The organism is Chloroflexota bacterium, from assembly GCA_016235055.1.
In the GTDB taxonomy this organism is placed as follows: Bacteria; Chloroflexota; Anaerolineae; order JACRMK01; family JACRMK01; genus JACRMK01.
This window is the reverse complement of sequence record JACRMK010000085.1, coordinates 1-14,645: the sequence shown is the minus strand read 5'-3', so window position 1 is coordinate 14,645 and position 14,645 is coordinate 1. Positions and strand designations below refer to the sequence as shown.

Annotated in this window: 15 protein-coding genes; 7 read left to right on the top strand and 8 right to left on the bottom strand. The window is 65.0% G+C overall.

Annotated elements, in window-relative coordinates:
* Positions 1–555: 555 nt before the first annotated feature.
* From HZB53_20495 to HZB53_20480, 4 genes are all read left to right on the top strand, one after another.
* Complete coding sequence (locus tag HZB53_20495; GenBank protein ID MBI5880036.1) at positions 556–1,686, top strand: DUF2652 domain-containing protein; 1,131 nt, start codon at positions 556–558, stop codon at positions 1,684–1,686.
* Between the two features lie 13 nt (positions 1,687–1,699).
* Positions 1,700–2,389: a hypothetical protein gene (locus tag HZB53_20490; GenBank protein MBI5880035.1), complete on the top strand. Its 690-nt coding sequence runs from the start codon at positions 1,700–1,702 to the stop codon at positions 2,387–2,389.
* Entirely contained in the window at positions 2,386–2,868 is a 483-nt protein-coding gene (locus tag HZB53_20485; GenBank protein ID MBI5880034.1) for an SRPBCC family protein, read from the top strand. The genes HZB53_20490 and HZB53_20485 overlap by 4 nt, the downstream gene beginning before the upstream one ends.
* 122 nt (positions 2,869–2,990) lie before the next feature.
* On the top strand, positions 2,991–3,338 hold the full coding sequence (locus HZB53_20480; GenBank protein MBI5880033.1) for a hypothetical protein: 348 nt from the start codon (positions 2,991–2,993) through the stop codon (positions 3,336–3,338).
* Positions 3,339–3,431: 93 nt separating this feature from the next.
* On the opposite strand, the gene HZB53_20475 is transcribed toward HZB53_20480, so the two are convergent.
* The 3 genes from HZB53_20475 to HZB53_20465 all read right to left on the bottom strand — a co-directional run bounded on the left by HZB53_20475 (position 3,432) and on the right by HZB53_20465 (position 7,373).
* On the bottom strand, positions 3,432–4,364 hold the full coding sequence (locus tag HZB53_20475) for an NADP-dependent oxidoreductase (protein ID MBI5880032.1): 933 nt from the start codon (positions 4,362–4,364) through the stop codon (positions 3,432–3,434).
* Positions 4,365–4,803: 439 nt separating this feature from the next.
* Positions 4,804–5,985 carry a threonine synthase gene (locus tag HZB53_20470; protein MBI5880031.1) on the bottom strand — a complete coding sequence of 394 codons (1,182 nt, stop codon included), beginning with the start codon at positions 5,983–5,985 and terminating at the stop codon, positions 4,804–4,806.
* A 278-nt stretch (positions 5,986–6,263) separates the two neighbouring features.
* Positions 6,264–7,373 carry a DUF2652 domain-containing protein gene (locus HZB53_20465; protein MBI5880030.1) on the bottom strand — a complete coding sequence of 370 codons (1,110 nt, stop codon included), beginning with the start codon at positions 7,371–7,373 and terminating at the stop codon, positions 6,264–6,266.
* Positions 7,374–7,598: 225 nt separating this feature from the next.
* Between HZB53_20465 and HZB53_20460 the strand changes: the two genes are divergently transcribed.
* Positions 7,599–8,213: a DUF998 domain-containing protein gene (locus HZB53_20460; protein MBI5880029.1), complete on the top strand. Its 615-nt coding sequence runs from the start codon at positions 7,599–7,601 to the stop codon at positions 8,211–8,213.
* Positions 8,214–8,216: 3 nt separating this feature from the next.
* Here the strand turns inward: HZB53_20460 and HZB53_20455 are convergent, their stop codons facing one another.
* Genes HZB53_20455 through HZB53_20435 form a run of 5 tightly spaced genes read right to left on the bottom strand, consistent with a single transcriptional unit; the run spans position 8,217 to position 13,113 of the window.
* Positions 8,217–9,074: a winged helix DNA-binding domain-containing protein gene (locus HZB53_20455; GenBank protein ID MBI5880028.1), complete on the bottom strand. Its 858-nt coding sequence runs from the start codon at positions 9,072–9,074 to the stop codon at positions 8,217–8,219.
* 12 nt (positions 9,075–9,086) lie between these two features.
* Positions 9,087–10,484: a hypothetical protein gene (locus HZB53_20450; GenBank protein MBI5880027.1), complete on the bottom strand. Its 1,398-nt coding sequence runs from the start codon at positions 10,482–10,484 to the stop codon at positions 9,087–9,089.
* 32 nt (positions 10,485–10,516) lie between these two features.
* Positions 10,517–11,476: a flippase-like domain-containing protein gene (locus tag HZB53_20445; protein MBI5880026.1), complete on the bottom strand. Its 960-nt coding sequence runs from the start codon at positions 11,474–11,476 to the stop codon at positions 10,517–10,519.
* Positions 11,477–11,485: 9 nt separating this feature from the next.
* On the bottom strand, positions 11,486–12,160 hold the full coding sequence (locus HZB53_20440; GenBank protein ID MBI5880025.1) for a Uma2 family endonuclease: 675 nt from the start codon (positions 12,158–12,160) through the stop codon (positions 11,486–11,488).
* On the bottom strand, positions 12,157–13,113 hold the full coding sequence (locus tag HZB53_20435) for a glycosyltransferase (protein ID MBI5880024.1): 957 nt from the start codon (positions 13,111–13,113) through the stop codon (positions 12,157–12,159). The genes HZB53_20440 and HZB53_20435 overlap by 4 nt, the downstream gene beginning before the upstream one ends.
* A gap of 498 nt (positions 13,114–13,611) precedes the next feature.
* Here HZB53_20435 and HZB53_20430 point away from each other — a divergent pair, with 498 nt between their 5' ends.
* Positions 13,612–13,950 carry an STAS domain-containing protein gene (locus HZB53_20430; GenBank protein MBI5880023.1) on the top strand — a complete coding sequence of 113 codons (339 nt, stop codon included), beginning with the start codon at positions 13,612–13,614 and terminating at the stop codon, positions 13,948–13,950.
* Entirely contained in the window at positions 13,922–14,434 is a 513-nt protein-coding gene (locus HZB53_20425) for an ATP-binding protein (GenBank protein ID MBI5880022.1), read from the top strand. Before HZB53_20430 ends, HZB53_20425 begins: the two co-directional genes overlap by 29 nt.
* Positions 14,435–14,645: the final 211 nt, after the last annotated feature.

Genomic DNA, 14,645 nt, shown 5'->3' with positions numbered 1-14,645 from the left:
CGCTTGACGAACTGAGCGAGCGTGCCCTGAGCCTGTCGAAGGGCAAGAAAATGCGCGCGCTTCGACGGCGTCGTGTGCCGCTCAGCGCCCGCTTCCTCGGAATTTCTTGATGCACTATGACAATTGAATGGCCCTGCGCGATTACGCCAGTAAATTCGCAATGTGCCGCGAGCGTGCTATAATTCCGCCGTCTCTTGGACACTGGCGCACAGAGGCTTCTGGGAGGGGGATGATGTGGTGCCACACGGACGGCGTCTACCCGCCGACCATTCCGCTTACGACCCGATTTGCCGCGGCCAGTCCGCGTGCGCGCTTCGAGCCTTCGCTGTCGCTTCCTCTTGTGGCGTTGCCCGTACAACTGTGTGATTGTGCCATGGTCAGTGCCGGGGAGTTTGTCATGATGGCACTCGCCGGGTGGCCGCTGGTCGCTGGCGCGATCTGCTCTACGATCGGCGTGTGCATGTCTCAGCTGATGAAAGCGTGGTCGGGCGGTAGCACGGAGTATTTCCAGAAGCTTGTTAGCCGACTTGGGAGCGCGCAGCGCGAGGCATGAAGATGAGCACCTCAACCCAACATGGCTACCTCCTGCTGGCGGACATTTCGGGCTACACGTCATATCTGGCCGGCACAGAGCTCGATCACGCACAGGGAATCCTGAGCGAACTGCTGGAAACGATCGTCGGGCGGCTCAAAGGCGGCATGACGCTATCCAAGCTGGAAGGCGACTGCGTATTCTGCTACGGGCTCGAATCCGATTTCCGGCGCGGCGAGACTGTGCTGGAGATGATCGAAGCAACCTACCTGGCGTTCCGCGACAAGGTCGATTCGATCCGCCACAGCACGACCTGCACCTGCAATGCCTGCCGCGCGATCGGCACGCTCGACCTGAAGTTCATTACCCATCACGGCGATTTCGCCGTGCAGACGGTCGCCGGCGCCCGCGAACTGGTCGGCTCGGATGTGAACCTGGCGCACCGCTTGCTCAAGAACCACGTGGTCGAGCAGACGGGCTGGCGGGCTTATGCCCTGTTCACCGCGCCCAGCCTGGCGCACATTGGGCTGTCGCCGGACGGCCTGCGGCAAATCGCCGAGGAATACGAATACCTCGGCACGGTGGACACCTTCAGCCTCGACCTGCGCGCGCTGTGCGATGAACTGCGCGCCCGCCGGCGGGTCGTCGTGACAGCGGCCGATGCGCTGTATACCTATATGGCGGAGTTCGATGCGCCGCCGTCGCGCGTCTGGGAATGGCTGAATGATCCGGCCCTGCGCAACCTGTGGGCGCCGGGTCTGACCTGGGGTGCGCAGCACCGGCCCGGCGGACGCACCGCGCCAGGCGCGGTCAACCACTGCGCCCACGGCAAGGGCACGTCGGTCGAAACGCTGCTCGACGTCCGGCCCTTTGACTACATCACGTCCGAAATGACGGATGGCGGGACGGCGATGCGGCGCACGATCACGTTTGAAGCGTTGGACGACGGCCGCCGCACGCGCACCAGGCATTACATTGACCTGGTGAAGCTGCCGCGGCCGCGGCCGCGGCCGATCATGAAGAAACGGTTTCCCGCGATGCTCGACGGTTTGTACAAGTATAAGCCGAGCTACGACTGCGCGCCGCGCCGCCTCTCCGAGCGCATGGCGACTGAAGGCAGCGCAGACGCCGGGCCGGAAGCAAAGCGCGTATGAGTGTTTGGATGCGATGCCTGTCGAATATGTGGCGCGCGTCTCGTCGAATCCATTAAGCGAAGGGGGAATTGTGGACAAATCGTTTGCGCGGCTCGGTGGGTGGGCGGCGGTGCTGGTCGGCGTGCTCTCGATCGCCTATGCGGTCTTCTTTCTCGCGATTCAGCCGCAGTCGCCGTTCATTGGCGCGTTCGGCAGTTGGAGTATTCTGGCGGCCAGCGGCGTGTTCTCCAGCGCCGCCTATGTCGCGCTGTACCAGCGTGTAAAGGGCAGCGGCGAAGACGGATATGCGTTGTGGGCGCTGCTGCTGGGCATTGCGGCCGCGTTCGTGACACTGACGCATGGTGTTTATCAAGCACTGCTGGTCAATGCCCTGCGCACGGCGGAAGCGCCCGCGCGCGCAGCGATCGAAGCCGCGCGCCTGCTCCCGTCGCAGGTGGATCCGGCAGGCGTGGCGACTTTTGGCGTGGTCGGACTGGTCTCGTTCCTGTTCAGTTGGCGGATCGCGCACAATGCTACCCTGCCGCGCAATCTTGGCGTGCTGGGAATGGCTAATGCCATCCTGCTGATCGTGTTGTTCGTTGCAACCGCGCTGTCCATTCAGCCACTCATCCTCCTTTCCGGCGGTCTGACGTCGGTTATCGCCGGCCCCATCTGGTGGATCTGGCTGGGCCGACTGCTCATGGCGCAGGGGTCAGCACAATGACTGACTACTCGTTTGTAACACGCTGGCAGATTGCCGCGCCCCTTGAGCGTGTCTGGGACGTCATCGTCGATTCGCCCAACTGGCCGCAGTGGTGGCGCGCTGTGGCGCGGGTGCAGATGCTGTCGGAAGGGGACCCGCCGATGTTCCTTGGCCGCGACCTGCGCCTGACCTGGCGCACGCAGTTGCCATACGGCTTCACGTTTGACATCAAGCTCACCCGCATCGAGCCGCTACATATCATTGAGGGACAGGCGCGCGGCGAACTCGAAGGCACCGGCCTCTGGACGTTCACGCGCGACGGCGCGGGGACGCTGCTGCAATACGATTGGACGGTGCGCACCAATGTACCGTGGATGAACACGTTTGCACCGCTGCTGAAGCCGGCGTTCGTTTACAACCATAACGTCGTCATGCGCTGGGGCAAAGAAGGACTGGCCAAACGTCTCGGCGTGCGCGTTAGCGATGTGTCGCCGCACTGACCATCACTCCGCGCAGTGGCTTCCCGAGCCTGGTAAACGGGCGTTTGACAAAGATTCCACGGGCTGATACATTCACTAAACTTGCCGTGGCACGGCAAATTTCACTTTAAGGGGAGGGAGTCGTGGCATCTATCTCAATGCTGGTTCCGGTCGCAGAAGACAAGGTGGACCACTTGCGGCAATGGGGCAAGGAAACGCGCGAGGAGCAGAAGCACCATCATCACCGCACGCGCACCAAGCATGGCTACAAGCGGGAGAAGGCGTGGCTCCACGAGGTCAACGGCAAGCACGTCCTCGTCGTCTACCTTGAGGCGGACAACCTGCCCGAGGCGATGGAAGCTTTCATGAAGTCGACGGACCCGCACGACGTGTGGATGAGGAAGAACTTCCTGGAAGGCGTCGGGCACGACCCGGCGCACGGCGTGCCGCCCGGAGCGGTGGGGGAACTCGTCCTGGACCACGAAGGCTAGCCAACCGCGCTCCGCATGGCGCGGGCGGCGTGTATGAAAAAGAGCCGACCGGTCACCAGACCGGTCGGCTCCTCCCTTTTTCGGCAGTGAACCCTACGCCACGACCTGCAGCACGACCTTGCCGCGCGTATGGCCGCCGGCCACGAGATCGTGCGCGGCGCCCGCTTCTTTCAGCGGCAGGAGGCGGTCAATGACCGGCTTGATCGTCTGTGCATCGAGCAGCGCGCCGATCTCGGATAGGTGCGAGTGATTGCTCTGCGCGCCGAAGAACTTGCCGCGCGCGCCGAACGCCTCGGCGATCGGGACGGCGGTCGGGCTAATAATGGAGACGAGCATCCCGCCCGGCTTCAAGATGCGCGCCGTGCGTTCTTCGTAGTCGCCGCCGACCGTGTCCACGGCCACATCGATGTCGCGCGCGACATCCTCGAACCGGGTGGTCGTGTAGTCGATGGGCATGTCCACGCCCAGCGAGCGCAGCAGCTCCTGATTGCGTGTGGAGGCCGTCCCGAAAACGTACGCGCCCTTCCACTTTGCCAACTGCACCGCAAAACTGCCGACACCACCCGCGGCGGCGTGCACCAGCACACGCGCGCCTGCCCTCACGTCCGCATGCTCGAAGAGCGCCTGCCAGGCCGCGAGCGCGGCCAACGGGACTGCCGCTGCATGGGCGTGGCTCAACGACTTCGGCTTCGGCGTCGCGCGGGCCGCGTTCACGGCGATATACTCCGCGCTGGCGCCGTCGCGCATCACATCGCCCAGCCCGTAGACCTCGTCGCCGACCTTGTGCGTCGTGACGCCGGCGCTGACGGCCTCGACGATGCCCGAGAAGTCCCAACCCACGACGGTGGGCAGCGTGAGCGGAATGTATTCCTTCAGATATCCCGCGCGCACTTTCCAGTCGAACGGATTGACGCTGGTCGCATGCACGCGCACCAGCACGTCGCCCTCGCGCACGCTGGGAAGCGGCGCGTCCTCATAGTGCAGCACGCTCGATTGACCATACTCTCGGATGCGCACGGCTTTCATCATCGCCATCGTTACCCTCCCTGGGTAATTGATTCCCGCAACGGCGACGGTCGATTGGCACGCGACCGTCCTTCCGTGTCGCGGATTGACAGACCGGCAGATTGTAGAGCGACATTTCGGATTCTGCAACTGCAGGGGGTCGCTGGCAGCAATTCTCAATTTGCCGTTGCGAACGAACAGAGTGTGTACCGCAGGAGTATCCCTTCTCCCCGGTTTGTGGGGGAGAAGGGGCAGGGGATGAGGGGGCAAATCCAGTATTCGCGTAACAAACATGAGGGCATGAGCAAAGTGAAACAGTATAAATAATCTGGAGTCGCCAATTCCGTCTTTCCGTTAGCGGTTGGAATGGCTCTTCACTACATGACAGGAAAACCCCGCGAGGTTTGTTGGCCTCGCGGGGCTTTGATTATCTGTCTGCAGACTGAACGAGCGTGATCTGTCAGGCTTTCACGGCGTCGCGCGTGGCCTCAGGGTATTTCAGGCCGGCGCCGGTGTTGATCAGCACGACCTCTTCGCCGGTTTTCAGCCAGCCCGACTGGCGCAGCTTCTGCGCGGCGACGATGGTCGCGGCGCCTTCCGGGCAGATGAACATGCCATCGGCGCGAGCGACCAGCTTCATCGCCGACAGCATCTCCGGGTCGGTTGCCTCGATCGCGGTGCCGTCGCTCTCGGCCAGCGCCTGCAGGACGAGGAAGTCGCCGAGCGCTTTCGGCACTCGCAACCCCGAAGCGAGCGTGTCCGCGCCGTTCCAAAACTCCGAGTCGGCGCGGTGCTCTTTGAATGCCTTCACCAGCGGCGCGCAGCCGGCCGCCTGCGCGACCACGAAACGCACCGGTTTCGGTGATACCCAGCCGAGCGTGACCAGCTCGCCGAACGCTTTCCAGATGCCGATGATGCCGACGCCGCCGCCCGCCGGGTAGATGACCACATCGGGCAAGCGCCAGCCCAACTGCTCCGCGATCTCGTAGCCCATCGTCTTCTTGCCTTCGATCCGGTAAGGCTCCTTCAGCGTCGCCGTGTCGAACCAGCCATGCTCTTTGACGCCCTGCGCGATCAACTTGCCGGCATCGCTGATCAGCCCGTTGACGAGCGTCAGGTCCGCGCCATAGATCTGGCACTCCAGCTTGTTGATCTCCGGCGCGTCCTGCGGCATGGCGATGTGCGCCTTGATGCCGGCCGCCGCGCAGTACGCGGCCCATGCGCCGCCGGCGTTGCCCGCCGTCGGCATGGCGACTTCCGGGATGCCGAGCTCCTTCGCGCGCGAGACGCCGGCGCTGGCGCCGCGCGCCTTGAATGTGCCGGTCGGGTTCAGTCCCTCGTCCTTGATGATCAGATGCGCCAGCCCGATCGCCTTGCCGGTGCCGGCGGCGGGCAGCATCGGCGTGAAGCCCTCGCCGAGCGACACGATGTTGCGGTCGTTCTGCACCGGCAGGAGCTCCTTATACCGCCACATCGAGCGGGGGCGGTCGCGCACAATGTCGCGCGCCAGCGCGTGCTTCGCCTCGTCGAGCCGGTAGCGGACGAGCAGCGGCGCGGCGCAATTGACACACAGATTCTGCGGCTTGTGCGCGTCGTGCCGAGTCTTGCACTTGGGACATTCGAGATGGGAGAGGAAGTTCATTCAGTCGCCTTTCGCGTGGGAATCACCTATCCCAGCGATTATAGCAACGGCATTGACGGACTGCAACTACTTTGCGGCTCGGGTACAGCAGGTGACTTTCGGAGGATTGCGTCTCGCATAGTGGTCCGGTGCTGGCCGGACCGGGTTGAATGATGGCGCAGACCCGAATGGTTTTGCGGGAACGCCCCCACCACGAACAACACGCCAGAAACCCTTCGGGTCTGAACGAGCGACGGTGACCGCGCGGGCAGTCGCGGCGCGCCGGCGGATGCGGCTGGTTACGCGGCGGGGCCGTCCGGCTTGTAGGTTTCCTTAAGCATCGCCGCGGCGGCCTGAAATGACTCGGTGTATTTGAGCTCCGTCTCCATGGCGCGGGCAAAGAGCGGCTTCATAATCAGGCGCGGCAACGGCAGCTTCGCCGCCGTGACGAAATGCGTCGTGCGCGTGCGTGTGCCGCCATCGAGCGGCTCAAAATGGATCGTGCGGCGCATCGTCTTGCCGAGGTCGATGGCCTCGACGGTGACGTACTCAAACGGGCGCCAGTCGAGCACCGTTTCGACCATCACGCCCTTGCCGTGCGCGCAATGGTTGCGCGCGCCCGGCGCGCCGCGCCGGCCGCCGGGCCGCAGGAATGCGCTCCACAAGCCATAGGGCATCCACTGCCCGCGGCATTGCACGTCATTGAGCCAGTCCCATACCACGGGCGGCGGCGCGTCGAACTCGCCGACATAGGTGTAGAGCGCTTCTTGCGGCGTGACCTGCACGCGTCGCTGGGCAAGCATCCGCTCGTACATGGGGTGCAGATCCATGCAGTGGGTCTGCACGTCGCCGAGGTGCTCGTAGTTTTCGATCGCCGAGCGCAGTTCGTCGGGGCGCGTGCCCATGTGCTCAAGACAGCGCTCGGTGAAAAGCGCGTAGCCGCGCCAGCCGGTGGCCTCCGCGACATGGTTCTTCAGCAGACGATGGACGAGATTGACGTCCGAACCGATCAGTTCAATCCGGTTCGCTACGCTCTGAAGGATGAAGTCGCCGTGATGGGCAATGAACTTGAGGTCGAGCGTCGGGATGGCGCTGCACGCCTTGCAGGTGCAGGTCGTGCTGCGGCGCATGGATACGGCACGGTCGCGAAAGGCGTAGTACGCGCTCTCGACGACTTCCAGCACCGTTTCGCCGCGCTGGACGTGGCTCTCCGGTGTGTAGCAAAAGACGGCGTCGCCTTCCAGCTTGGAGAGCGTCAGCACCGAGGTCAGTTTCTCGATGATGGTTTCCAGCAAATCGCTCAAGATTTGCTGGGCGTGGTCGAGTTCGGTGCCGGCCACATACGACGTGTAGCCGGAAATGTCCGCCAGCAACAGGTAGCCGTGGCGGCTCGCAGATTCGGCAGTCATCTTTCCCTCCCCAGGGTGCCGTGCGCGTTTCGTCAACCGACCCCATTGTAACACGAATTTCATGTGGCCGGCGCCTACTCTACCATAATTTCGCTCACGCATGCGTTGCCTTGAGACGCTGCACCCGCTACAATAGCGGTATGGCGCGCCGGGCAGCCTCGCGCGTTTCGGCGTCGGGTCTCGCGGGCGCGCCGGTTCCAATCTATTCCTCGTGAGGAGACAACTGTGACATCAATTCGAAACCGGCTCTCGGTTCCGCTGGCGGCGCTGCTACTGTTTGCGGGCGGCGCTATCGCGCTGCTGCACGTCCTGCGTCCCGATATTGACCCGTTGGCGCGCACGATCAGCCAGTACCTGAACGGCGATTACAGCCTGATCGCACGCGCGGCGATACTCGTGGCGGCGTTGACCTTGGCCCTGTTCGCGCACCGGTTGCCGCGTGTGCTGGCGGTGTCGGGCGCCACGCGTTGGAGTCAGGCGCTGCTGATCGTGACCGCGATCGGATTTGGCATCACCGCGCTCATCCCGCCCGACGTGCCGACGATCGAACTGCCGCTGTCGCCTGGCGGGTGGGCGCACCGCGCGTCCGCGATCGTCGCGTTTACTGCCATGACTGTGGCGACCGGCGTGCTGACGCCAATCATCCCGCGCGACCCGCGCTGGCCGCCAATTGGTGGCCTGCTGCGCGCGCTGGCGCTCTTCGCGCTGGCCGCGCTGGTGTTTGCTGCGCTCGTGTGGGCCGCACACTGGCCGCTGTTCGGCCTGGCCGAGCGCCTGCTCGCGCTGGCGGTTATGCTGTGGATGCTCGTCGTGGCGTGGAACATGCCGGCGGCGAGTTGAAGCCTACGCCGCTACGATCTGCGGTTCGGCGATGCCATTGATGGCTGCATCGAGCTGGATCAGCCCGTCGGCGGCCAGCGACTCGGCCGCCTTGAGCGTGTCGGCCGGCGACCAGCCGAACACCCGCGCGGCGGCCTTCGGCGCAGCATAGATCACGTTCTGCAGATAGCGGTGCAGGATCGCTCGCCGCGCATCGGCGCGGCCGATCGACTGCGCGGCGAGCGGCACGCCGGGCAGCCAGCGCGGCAACACCTCGTACACGAACGCGTAGCGCCACGCACCCGCCTCCGCGATGCCGACCGGCAGGATTTTGAGATCGGTCTGCAACTCGGTCAGCGCGCGCTCGAAGCGCGCTTTGCTGCTCTCGGCGGCCATATGCGCTTCCTTGCGCAGGCGCACCGTGTCCAGCGCGCCGTGCGCGAGCAACGCCTCGTATATCGTTTTGGCCTCCGCCGAGAGTCGCCCGTCGCGGTAGACTTCGAGATAGTCGTGCTGGTAGTCCCCGTAGTTCTCGCTGAGCGCGTAGAAGTTCGGCAGGAAATCGAGCGCGACAATCGTCGCCTTGACGCGCAGCAACTTGCCGTAATACCAGCGCTGCTTGTCCATCAACGCGTCTTTCCAGCCCCAGGTGCGCTCGATCTCGTAGCCGTGATGCTCGCTTGTGACTTCCTTGACCCGCCCGGCGATGGCATCCCACAGCGACGGCATTTCGACGTTCTGGATCGGAAAGAGGAACGAGAAGCCGGCCTCGTTGATCCACGCCACGGCCTCGTCTGGCGTCTTGACGCGCAGGTTCATTTTGCGGCGGTAGCGCGCCTCGCGGCGTTGGTTGAGGCTGGCGGTGGAAAGCGACCGGGTCATGGGAAGTAGACGCTACCGAATGCGCAGCGCCGTCAGGCGCAGGAACTCATCGAACTGGGCGTCGTGCACGGTGTGTGCCCGTTCGTCCGGCCTGAGCCCGCGCTCGATATGGACCATGCGCTCGGCCGCGCTGGCGTAGTCGGCGTAGCGGCCGGTGCCGACCGCCGCGATGATCGCCGCGCCAAGCAGGGAGGCGTCGACCACGCGCGGCACCAGTACCGGCACGCCGAGCACGTCGGCCTTGATCTGATTGAGCAGTTCGTAACGTGCGGTGCCGCCGCAGACGCGCAGTTCCTCCGTATGGCCGCCGGCTGCCGCGACGATCTGCGCGATGTGCCGCAGTCCGCAGGCGATGCCTTCGCACACGGCGCGCGCCAGGTGCGGACGCCGGTGATGCAGCGCCAGCCCGACGAACGCGCCGCGCAGCTCATCGTCCCAAAGCGGCGCGCGCTCGCCGGCGAGGTATGGCAGGAAGATCAGCCCCTCGGCGCCGGACGGCACGTCGGCAGCCTGCGCCAGCGTGCTGCGAAACTCTTCACGGCCGCCAAAGGTGCGCGCGAACCAGTCCATGGTCAGCCCCGCGCTGGCGGTCGCGCCGCCAATCAGGTGCTGGCCGTCCACCACGCCGGGCCACGCGCCGACGCCGGGGCCGGACAGCGGCGCGTCGCAGACGACGCCGAAGCCGCCGGAGCCGCCGCCGAAGTCGCAGGCGCGTCCGCGCTCAACGAGCGCCGCGCCGATCGTCGTCGAGACGGAGTCGTACACGCCGGCGATGACCGGGATGCCCGCCGGCAGATGGGACTGCGCGTGCCACGCGCCGCGCGTGACGCCAACCACCGTGCCCATCGTGTGCACCGGCGGAATCCAGGCAGGATCCAGGCCGGCGCGCGCGAACTCATCCGTGGAGAACGGCGGCCACGCGCCGAACTGCGATGCGAACGGTCCCCCCGCGAGGCGTGCGGCGATGAAATCGTACGCCTGCATGACATGCGCGCCGGGCCCGAAGGCGGCCGGTTGCGCCTGCGCCAGCCACGAGATGCGCGGCAGCAGCGCATAGGTCGAGACGTCGTAGCCCAGCATGGCCGACAGGCGGCGACGCTCCGCATGGTCGCGCGTATCAGCCCAGGTCAGGGCGGGGGCGCGGTCGCGCAGGTCGTCATCGCAGATGACCAGCGTGGGGCCCTGGCCGATGACGCAAACCGCCGTAACGTCCCCGGGGCGGTCGTGCGCAAACAGCTCGGCGGTGGCGTCGCATAGCGCGCTCCACCAATCGGCGGCGTGCTGTTCCGCGCCGCCGTCGGCGGTGCGCTGCAGCGGGTAGGCGTGGCGCACGACACGGCGCGGGTGGCCGTCCGCGTCGAACAGACCGGCTTTCAGGGCGGCGGTGCCGAGGTCGATGGCGAGCAGCATGGGAGTGGCCGGCGCTTTCCGGCGATGGCGGCCTACGCGCCCTTGCGGTCGCGCTGTTGGAGCCAGACGAGCGCGCCTGGCAGGGAGGAGAGGATGACCACGACTTGCATCATCAGGCCCATGGCGAAGGCGTGCTCGTCGGTGGTCGCCTTGCCGAGCGTGGCGTACAGGACGACGAACGCGCCCTGCGTCACGCCGAGCCCGCCGAGCGACGGGATGATCAGCGGCGCGAACACGACCAGGGCATTGAAAAGAAAGACGTACTCCAGCCCGACGTCGGCCTTGACGGCGAAACTGACGAGCCAGTTGACGAAGTGCGTGTCCACCATCGAAAGCGTGGCCAGCACCCAGCCGAAAACCAGCACGCCGAGATTGTTCCGGTAGGGCAGGAATGCCTCCGACAGTTTCTGGTAGGTCGGTAGCATGATCTTGAGCAGCGGCAGGTGAAACAGGACCTCGGCCAGCCCGCGCAGGCGGCGGCTCAGCAGCATGGCAAACGCCGCCAGCACGCCCGCCGCGATCACGCAGGTGATGACGGCAAACTGCGTCATGTCGGTGCGGCCGTACACCGTGACAATGACAACGCTCATAGCCGCGCCGCCGACGATGAAGGCGATCAGCCCGACCAGCCGGTCGACCAGCACCGATATGGCCACTTCGTGCGCGCGCTCGGTGTAGCGCGCGATGCCGTAGCCGCGCACCACGTCCTGCCCGACCATCGGCAGAAAGTTGTTGAAGAAGAGGCCGATGTAGTAGTGCGCCATCAGGGCGCGGAACGGGACCTGGATGCCCTGCGCCTTCAGCATGACGTCCCACTTCCAGACGCTGAAGATGACCGAGCCGGTCCACAACACGATGGCCGCCAGCAGGAAGCGATAGTCGGTCGAGGCGGCGATGGCGGCGAGTTCGGCGAGCCCGACGCGCCAGACCAGAAAGCCGAGCAGCCCGACGCTGATGATGATTTTGAACGCAGTGAAGAGATGTTGTCGCATGCGCGGTGATCAGGCGTCCGGCTGGAGTCCCTTGCGCAGGGCAGCCTGCACCTGTGCGGCCAGGTCGCCGGGCACGCCGGCCATTTCGTACAGCGCATCGAGCGGGGCGGGCGCATCGTCCATCCAGAGCCAGGCCGGCTTGAACCAGAAGCCGGTGAGCACGGTGGAACGCACCTGCTCGTCGTCCTCGGTGGCAAACAACCGGTACATGCCGTGCTCGTCGAGGCGGTAGAAATCGGCGCGGCGATGATCGGGCCGCGAGTCGATGATCCAGTATTCGGGGATGGCGGCGGCCTCGTAAGCGCGGAACTTCACGTCGCGATCATGCCCGACGCTGCCCTGCGACACAATTTCGATGACCAAGTCGGCCGGGCCATCGAGTCGCTCATCGGTCAGTCGGTGGCAGTTCTCTCGCTTGAGCACAAACACGTCCGGCTCAAAGGCGTTGCCGCCGATCCGCATTTCGAACGGCGCGATACGCACCAGACCAAGATCGAACAGGCGGACAAAGAGATCGAGCAAGCGCTCCAGAAACTTGACCATGCGTTGGTGGATCTCTTTAGGCGGCATATGGACGAAGACCTCTCCATCGATCCATTCAGCGAGGACGTCTTCCGTGGCCCAGCGGCGATACTCGTCGTAGGTCATTTGGAGCCGCATCAGCGGCGCTTCGCGTATGGTCATCGGGCCGCTCCTTTGCCCAGTTCGCCGGGAGAATCGGTGGCCGCCTGCGCCGGGTCGGCATCGAACTGCTTGGTCGTCTTGGCAATCTCCCAGACTTCGTGCTTGCGGCCGCGGAAATAGTAGTCGTAGGTGCCGAGCAGGCGCGCCCAGAACTCCACCGTCGCCAGCACACCCAGCACGCCGATCAGTCGCACCGCACCCCAGATCTCCTCGAACGCCAGCCGCATGACGCGGCCCGAGTCCAGCGACGAGACGCGATAGCCGTATTTGTGGCGCAGGTGCAGGTGCCCGGCGTAGTTGCGCCGGCGCTGCACGATGAAGTCGTTGACGGTCTGCGGGCCCATGCTGAACACGACGGCATCAGGCGCGTAGCGCACTTCGAGGCCGCGCTGGATGACGATCGCCTCGACAAACGCTTCGTCCATGGAGACGTCGCGCGGGATGCCGTCCAGCACCTTGCGGAAGGCAATCAACTCGCCGAGGCGCGGGATTTCGAGGCAGAGCGAATGCTCCAGCTTCAGGCGCAGGTGCGAGAAGTAGCCGATGATGTGGTCGGGCGTGTTGGCGGCGACTTTCTGCGCGCCGGTCATGCCGATCTTCGAGTCAAAGAACGGCTTGACGAGGTTTTCGATGGTATCGGAGCGGGGCAGCGTGTCGGCGCTTTCCAGCACGCAGATCTCTTCGTGCGCGTTGGCCAGGAAGACGTTGATCGCAGAGGTCTTGCCCTCGCGCTTCTCCTGCGTAAAGAGCTTGACGCGCGGGTCGGTCGCCATGCGGGCGCGCACCACATCCACGGTGCCGTCGGTGCAGCCGCTGGCAACGACGATGATCTCGCCGATAACGACGTGCAGCAGCTCCTGCTCGCGCAGCGCATCGAGCAGGCGGCCAATGTTCTTCTCCTCGTTATAAGCTGTGATGCCGATGCTACAGCGAATTGTCGGTAAATCGGACATAGAGGGATTATAGCATACGAGCGAATCCCGCTGCGGGCGCCGTGTAAGGCGTCAACCGCGCTTTCGGCCAACGTGCGTAAGCTACACGTCCGTCCTGCGAGCGGGCGGGTGGGCGTGTTTGGATTGCCAGTCGATGGCTCTCCCGACTTTAACGGGAAACAGGTTAGCCATAATCTGGCAAACTGGTTTTAAGCTTTGTGTCGACGAGGGCGCCATGCCAGATTACCAGTTGCTGAATGGCGTGTAGGAACTGCCGCCAGTCCGTTTCACGCAGCATGAATTGCGCGGTCAGGACGACATCACCGTGACTGTTGAATCAACGGTCGAGGCCGCGGACTATGCAGTCTATTCTATGTGTGGGCCAGGCTGAATTGGCGTCGATCTGTGCGGCATCGTCTATTGTCTGATTGGTCTGCATTTTTCGTGGTGATATAATCAGCCGCATCACGCGTGCCGGCGCACTTGCATGTGCCACCCGCACGCCAGGAGCGCCCTACCATGGAAATCATAAGCACGCAGCGCGGCACGGTACTCGTCTTCGCCGTCAGTGGCCGCATGGACACGCTGACCGCTCCGCAGTTGAGCGCGTTCCTGAGCGCGCAAATCACGGCCGGGCAGCATCATCTGGTTGCCGACCTGTCGGCGCTCAACTATACGAGCAGCGCCGGCCTGCGTACTCTGCTCGCTGCGGTGAAGGACGTGCGCCAGCACGGCGGCGATCTGCGGCTGGCGGCTGCGCAGAGCGGCGTTTACAAAGTGCTGGAGCTCAGTGGTTTCACCGGCATTCTCAAGAACTTCCCGACGGTGGATGCCGCCGTGGCCAGTTTCGGCGTTTAACACGATGACGGGCGGCGATGCGGCTGAGTGGCCTGCGCTGACCGTCGACGCGCGGCCGGAAAACCTCGACCGCCTGCGCGACTTCGTCGAGCAGACCCTGCGCGGCGCGGGCGTGCCCGAGGCGGCCGTCTTCGACTGGCTGGTCGTCCTTGACGAGGTGGCCACGAACATCGTCAGCCACGGCTACGCCGGGATGCCGCCCGGCCCGCTGCGCGTCGTGGTCGCGTGCGAGCCGTCGCGCGTGACGCTGACGATCGCAGACCGCGCGCAGCCGTTCGACCCCGCGCAGGCGCCGCCGCCCGACCTGACGAGCGACTGGGAAGCGCGGCCAATCGGCGGGCTTGGCTGGCATCTCGTGCGCCACCTGACCGACGAACTGCGTTACACGACCGACCCGCATGGCGGCAACGTGCTGATGCTCGTTAAACGGCTCAATCGTGCGGCCGGGGATGGGGGGCACCCAGGAATTGCCGGGATGACGTAGGGGCGCACCGGCGTGTGCGCCTGCGTGACGCGCAAAGGGCCGACACGCAGGTCTGCCCCTACGTCTTGCGCATACCAGTGATGGGGGTCATACCCGGTAGGGGCGCACCGGCGTGTGCGCCTGCGTGACGTGCAAAGGGCAGACACGCAGGTCTGCCCCTACGTCTTGCGCATACCAGTGATGGGGGTCATACCCGGTAGGGGCGCACCGG

What these genes read in the sequence shown, in the direction of transcription:
- HZB53_20495 (MBI5880036.1), top strand. Translation starts at nt 556, where the DNA reads ATGAGCACCTCAACCCAACATGGCTACCTCCTGCTGGCGGACATTTCG.
- HZB53_20490 (MBI5880035.1), top strand. Translation starts at nt 1,700, where the DNA reads ATGCCTGTCGAATATGTGGCGCGCGTCTCGTCGAATCCATTAAGCGAA.
- HZB53_20485 (MBI5880034.1), top strand. Translation starts at nt 2,386, where the DNA reads ATGACTGACTACTCGTTTGTAACACGCTGGCAGATTGCCGCGCCCCTT.
- HZB53_20475 (MBI5880032.1), bottom strand. Translation starts at nt 4,364, where the DNA reads ATGAAAGCCGTGCGCATCCGAGAGTATGGTCAATCGAGCGTGCTGCAC.
- HZB53_20470 (MBI5880031.1), bottom strand. Translation starts at nt 5,985, where the DNA reads ATGAACTTCCTCTCCCATCTCGAATGTCCCAAGTGCAAGACTCGGCAC.
- HZB53_20465 (MBI5880030.1), bottom strand. Translation starts at nt 7,373, where the DNA reads ATGACTGCCGAATCTGCGAGCCGCCACGGCTACCTGTTGCTGGCGGAC.
- HZB53_20455 (MBI5880028.1), bottom strand. Translation starts at nt 9,074, where the DNA reads ATGACCCGGTCGCTTTCCACCGCCAGCCTCAACCAACGCCGCGAGGCG.
- HZB53_20450 (MBI5880027.1), bottom strand. Translation starts at nt 10,484, where the DNA reads ATGCTGCTCGCCATCGACCTCGGCACCGCCGCCCTGAAAGCCGGTCTG.
- HZB53_20445 (MBI5880026.1), bottom strand. Translation starts at nt 11,476, where the DNA reads ATGCGACAACATCTCTTCACTGCGTTCAAAATCATCATCAGCGTCGGG.
- HZB53_20440 (MBI5880025.1), bottom strand. Translation starts at nt 12,160, where the DNA reads ATGACCATACGCGAAGCGCCGCTGATGCGGCTCCAAATGACCTACGAC.
- HZB53_20435 (MBI5880024.1), bottom strand. Translation starts at nt 13,113, where the DNA reads ATGTCCGATTTACCGACAATTCGCTGTAGCATCGGCATCACAGCTTAT.
- HZB53_20430 (MBI5880023.1), top strand. Translation starts at nt 13,612, where the DNA reads ATGGAAATCATAAGCACGCAGCGCGGCACGGTACTCGTCTTCGCCGTC.
- HZB53_20425 (MBI5880022.1), top strand. Translation starts at nt 13,922, where the DNA reads ATGCCGCCGTGGCCAGTTTCGGCGTTTAACACGATGACGGGCGGCGAT.